Genomic DNA, 4,700 nt, shown 5'->3' with positions numbered 1-4,700 from the left:
ACCATGGCGGCAGAACGCGCCTGCAACGGCGTGCGCTTCCAGCGGCTGAAGCCCGACGCGGTGCGGGTGAGGGCCGCGTCCAGAGCCTCGGCGGACTCATACGCGTAATGACCAATCTGCTCGCCCGTGGTCGGGTTGATCGAAAGGGCGTGGGTCTGGCTGGAAATCGGGCTCATGGCATGGTCCTGCTGAGTGAGTAGATGGGCACAGAGTAGGGTGGCTAAGGATTTCTTGAAACTGAATAATAGAGATCGTTTCTTTCACGATTGGAGAATGGCTGTGGATCTGGTGCAACTGGAAATCTTCAAGGCGGTGGTGGACCACGGCAGCATCAGCGCTGCAGCGGCTCATATCCATCGTGTGCCCTCAAACCTGACGACGCGGATCAAACAGCTCGAAGAGGATCTGGGTGTCGACCTGTTCATCCGCGAGAAAAGCCGTCTGCGCCTGTCACCGGCGGGCTGGAGTTTCCTTGACTACGCGCGGCGCATTCTCGACCTGGTGCAAGAAGCGCGGGCGACGGTGGCGGGCGAAGACCCCCAGGGTGCATTCCCGCTGGGTTCACTGGAAAGCACCGCCGCGGTGCGGATCCCCGCTTTGCTGGCGGCCTACAACCAACAACACCCCAAGGTCGACCTGGACCTCTCGACGGGGCCGTCCGGCGCCATGATTGAAGGCGTGCTGTCGGGGCGTTTAGTGGCCGCGTTCGTCGACGGCCCGGTGCTGCACCCGGCGCTGGAAGGTGTGCCGGTATTCGAAGAAGAAATGGTCATTATCGCGCCGCTTCATCACGCGCCGATCCGCTGCGCAACCGACGTCAACGGCGAGAGCATCTACGCCTTTCGGGCCAATTGCTCGTACCGTCATCACTTTGAAAAGTGGTTCAACACCGACGCCGCCGTGCCCGGCAAAATCTTCGAAATGGAGTCTTACCACGGCATGCTCGCCTGCGTCAGCGCTGGCGCCGGGCTGGCGCTGATGCCCCGCAGCATGCTCAACAGCATGCCGGGGTGCGCGACGGTCAGCATCTGGCCGCTGGCCGCCGAGTTCCGTTATCTGACCACGTGGCTGGTCTGGCGGCGCGGGGCCGTGTCGCGAAACCTCAGCAGCTTTGTGCAGTTGCTGGAAGAGCAAGGGTTGAGCGCTACGCCTGCTCTTGGCGATTAAGCTTCGCTGATTTTATTGACGCTGGTGATACGCCCATTCCAGATCATCTCGTAGTGGGCTGACTGAACCATCGACGACACGGCGCTTGGGGTCATAAGTGCCCAGCAGTGGTTGCCGTGCAAGCGCACAGAGTTGTACCGCAGCCCTGCGCATCGGGCGTCTTTCACGGCCTTGCCCAACGCATGCGAGTGCGTGTAATCGTCGGGGTTAACGTGGGTGAACGGGGCGGTCGCATAAGAGCAACCCGGGATACCAAACGGAATCTCTGCTCGCGGTATCAACTCAAGGCGCCCGACTTCATTTTGCATTCGGGGATTGGTCAGTGCCTGAATCTGGTACAGCGCTTCAAAGACGGCGGCATCGGCCACGTCATCAAATAGGGCAATGGGCGGGAATTTTGAATTGACCAGTCGATAGGCCAGCAGCGACGCGCCGGGCAGATCTGCCAACTGGTTCAAGGTCACCATTGCGACCCCCGCAATACATCAATGCGCCGATAGGTCTCGTACAGAGAAATCATGTCTAAGTGCTTCGAGTTAAAGTGGGACAGCCTGTGTCAATTACCCAGAGATCACCATGTCACTACGCGCCCTTCACACCTTGATCGCCATTGCTCAATACGGTTCGTTTGTGCGCGCTGCGGAGGCGGTTCATCTCACGCAGTCTGCGGTGAGCCTGCACATTAAGTCCCTTGAAGAGACGTTCAATGCGACCTTGTTCGACCGCTCGCGGCGGTTGCCGGTGCTCACCGAAGCGGGCCATATAGCCGTGGAACGGGCGCGGGAGATCGTGGCGCTGTATGACGGCATTGCGGCTGAAATTGGCGGGGATAACGAGCTGCGCGGCAGGCTTAGGATTGGCGCCATTCATACGGCGCTCGCCAGCACGTTGCCTGCGGCCCTGGCCGCGTTGGCGGCCGAGCACCCGCATGTGCGTATCAACGTGGCTTCTGGTATGTCGGCGGAACTGGCCGTGCGCGTTGAGGCGGGCGAGCTGGACGTTGCGATCACCACCGAGCCTGTACGCCCGCACCCTTATGGCTTGGTCAGTACCACGCTCTATGAAGAGGGCTTCTGGATAATTGCGCCGGGTTCGCTGGCGGGGCAGGATTTTCGGCAGTTACTGCAACAGCAACCGTTCATTCGTTTTGATCGCCGGGCCTGGGCCGGGCGCACCATCGAGCAGGAGCTGCGGCGGATGCGCCTGCGCGTGCACACCAGCATGGAACTGGACAGCCAGGAGGCGATCATCCAGATGGTCAGCAGCGGGCTTGGGGTGGCGGTGATTCCGCTGTCCAGTCACAACCTCGCGCAGTTGGGCCATCTCGACATTCAGCCTTTTGGATCGCCACAAAAGACCCGCCGCGTGGTCTTGCTGGAACGCGAAGACCGCCCGTTGGCCAGATTGGCCGCCGCCCTCGCGCAGGCCGTTCAACGGCATGCTCCGGCCAGATGACCTATGAGCAAAACTTGTTGATGGCTGAATATTAAGTCGATTTTATTTTAGGTCGCGAGTTCTTATCGTGGTGCTCATCCAACCGTTGCCCGGAGAGCTCCATGTCACCTGTCGCTTGCGTAAAAATGATCGAAAGTTGTCACAGGTCGATTCGCCCAGCAGGGCCACTGTAATGACCCTCGCACTGCTGCTCGCCCTGGCGCCCATCGCGTTGCTTATCGCCCTCGGCGCCTGGCTCAAACACAGTCGTTTTCTGGCCGACAGTTTTTGGGCGCAGGCAGAGCGTTTGGGGTATTACGTTCTCTTGCCGGCGCTGTTTTTACATGGCTTGGCCACGGCCAGCCTGGACAACGTGCCCGTGAAGGGCATGGCTCTGGTGCTGGTGCTTTCGACCTGTGCAGTCACTGTGGCACTGGTCGCCAGCAGGCCACTGCTCAAGGGCAGTGATGCGGCGTTTACCTCGGTTTTTCAGGGCGGCATACGCTTTAACAACTATGTCGGCGTGTCGATCGTCGCGGGCTTGTTCGGCGCCCAGGGCATTGCCCTGGCGGCAGTCGCCAACGCGGCCATCGTGCCGACGGTGAATATTCTGTGTGTGCTGGTGTTCGCACGGTACGGCACCGGGGCCAAGATGACGGCGGGCAAGGTGGCCCGGCAATTGGCGCTTAATCCGCTGGTGCTGGCCTGCTTTGGCGCGATTGCGCTTCAGGTGCTGGGGCTGGGACTGCCGGTGGTAATTGAACCGGTGCTCAAGGCGCTGGGGCAGGCGTCGTTACCCCTCGGTTTGCTCTGCGTCGGGGCGGCCCTGGAGTTGGGGTCGGTGCGCAGTTGGGTGCGGCCGGTTGCGTACTCATCACTGGCCAAGTTTGTGGTCATGCCGCTGGCGACGGTAGGCGCGTGCCATGTGTTTGGCCTGGACGGCAAAGCGGCGATTGCGGCAGTCCTTTTTCAAGCACTGCCCACCGCATCGTCGTCCTACATCATGGCGCGGCAACTGGGGGGCGATGCCCCCCTGATGGCCGGCATCGTGGCGAGCCAAACCTTGCTCGCGGCGGTGACGCTGCCCCTTGCCGCGATTGTTTTGATTCCCTGGATCTGATCGCCGCAGAGCGACTTACTGGCCCAGGTAATGCTGCACTTCGGTCGCCGAAGGGTCGATGCGTTTTTCCATTTCGGCGACAAACCCCTTCAATGGCATCAAGGCTTTGCCCGCATAACCAGGGTATTGCACCTGATAGGGCGGTGCGTCGGACAAGCTGCGCAATTGGTCCATGCTCTGCGCCACATACGCCACGCTGACAAACTGCGCGCCGCTGTGGTCGTCGACCCAGCGTTCAAACAGAAGGGTGCCGCCCGGTGCGGCATCGTTTTCGGGGTACTCAGCGATTTTCCAGTCAAAGCCCAGCAGTGTGCGCAACTGCGCGATGTTGGTGTCGTGGCCCACGAAAGACAGCCATTGGGTGCCGGGCGGGCTGCCCGCTGCGGTCGGTTGCAGGGCCAACAGGATTTGCCCGAGCAACTGCGAAGCACCGCGCCGGGCGATGTACGGGATGTGGTTGCTGAGGGCGTATTTAGCCGAACGCAATGCCATCAGGCGCGATACCTCTTCAGCGCTGCGGCCTTGACCAAACGCGACCTGATCCAGCGGCAAACCTTCGGCATATTGCATGCGAAAGGTTTCGCTCATGCCCGCGCCCACGCCCAATGGGCTGCTGAGTTTGACCACGCCGTTTTTCTCTTTCAGCGCCCAGGGTTGCTCGCTCAGGGCGCAGGTCTTTTGCTCGCAGGTGGACGGCACGCCGACCACGTGCTGCATGGCTAGCACCGGTGCGGCATAGCGATCACGGGCAGCGTCGAGGCTGCCGCCCATGGCGTGCAATATTGCCGCTTTGGTCCGCGCCGGGTCCAAGGGGGCCAGGCCATTTTCGGTCGCGTGGAACAGCCGGTCCTGGCTTTTCTGCGCATGGTTTACGGCGACGTTGCAGCCGGGGAACATCCCTTGTACCAACGCCGCGCTGGTGGCTTGCGTGCGTGCGACGGGGCTCGACCACACGTAGGCCGCCTGCGCCGGCGGGCAT

The 4,700-nt window shown here is 61.4% G+C and carries 6 protein-coding genes; 3 read left to right on the top strand and 3 right to left on the bottom strand.

Annotation, left to right across the window (positions count from 1 at the left end; genetic code table 11):
• Nucleotides 1-176, bottom strand: a 176-nt coding sequence (locus GHO41_RS28570) for an aldehyde dehydrogenase family protein (protein ID WP_153435290.1), incomplete at its 3' end; no start/stop codon positions are given.
• 103 nt (nt 177-279) lie between these two features.
• On the opposite strand from GHO41_RS28570, the gene GHO41_RS28565 reads away from it, so the two are divergent.
• A complete protein-coding gene (locus GHO41_RS28565; RefSeq protein ID WP_048370481.1) occupies nt 280-1,167 on the top strand; it encodes a LysR family transcriptional regulator in 888 nt (295 codons plus the stop codon).
• Here GHO41_RS28565 and GHO41_RS28560 read toward each other — a convergent pair.
• Nucleotides 1,164-1,634 carry an RES family NAD+ phosphorylase gene (locus GHO41_RS28560; RefSeq protein WP_153435289.1) on the bottom strand — a complete coding sequence of 157 codons (471 nt, stop codon included), beginning with the start codon at nt 1,632-1,634 and terminating at the stop codon, nt 1,164-1,166. The two genes, GHO41_RS28565 and GHO41_RS28560, sit on opposite strands and share 4 nt — an antisense overlap.
• Before the next feature lie 109 nt (nt 1,635-1,743).
• Between GHO41_RS28560 and GHO41_RS28555 the strand changes: the two genes are divergently transcribed.
• Together GHO41_RS28555 and GHO41_RS28550 are read left to right on the top strand one after the other, a co-directional pair.
• Nucleotides 1,744-2,622, top strand: coding sequence for a LysR family transcriptional regulator (locus GHO41_RS28555; protein ID WP_153389921.1), 879 nt, complete (start codon nt 1,744-1,746; stop codon nt 2,620-2,622).
• Nucleotides 2,623-2,794: 172 nt separating this feature from the next.
• On the top strand, nt 2,795-3,721 hold the full coding sequence (locus GHO41_RS28550; RefSeq protein WP_153330138.1) for an AEC family transporter: 927 nt from the start codon (nt 2,795-2,797) through the stop codon (nt 3,719-3,721).
• A gap of 15 nt (nt 3,722-3,736) precedes the next feature.
• Here the strand turns inward: GHO41_RS28550 and GHO41_RS28545 are convergent.
• A partial coding sequence (locus GHO41_RS28545) for a histidine-type phosphatase (RefSeq protein ID WP_153435288.1) occupies nt 3,737-4,700 on the bottom strand: 964 nt, incomplete at its 5' end.

This window comes from Pseudomonas sp. FSL R10-0399, from assembly GCF_009600165.1.
Taxonomy (GTDB): domain Bacteria; phylum Pseudomonadota; class Gammaproteobacteria; order Pseudomonadales; family Pseudomonadaceae; genus Aquipseudomonas; species Aquipseudomonas helleri.
Note: the sequence above shows the minus strand (reverse complement) of the source record. Positions and strands in the feature narration are given on the sequence as shown.

Coding starts and splice junctions, on each gene's coding strand:
- GHO41_RS28560 (WP_153435289.1), bottom strand. CDS start 1,634: ATGGTGACCTTGAACCAGTTGGCAGATCTGCCCGGCGCGTCGCTGCTG.
- GHO41_RS28555 (WP_153389921.1), top strand. CDS start 1,744: ATGTCACTACGCGCCCTTCACACCTTGATCGCCATTGCTCAATACGGT.
- GHO41_RS28550 (WP_153330138.1), top strand. CDS start 2,795: ATGACCCTCGCACTGCTGCTCGCCCTGGCGCCCATCGCGTTGCTTATC.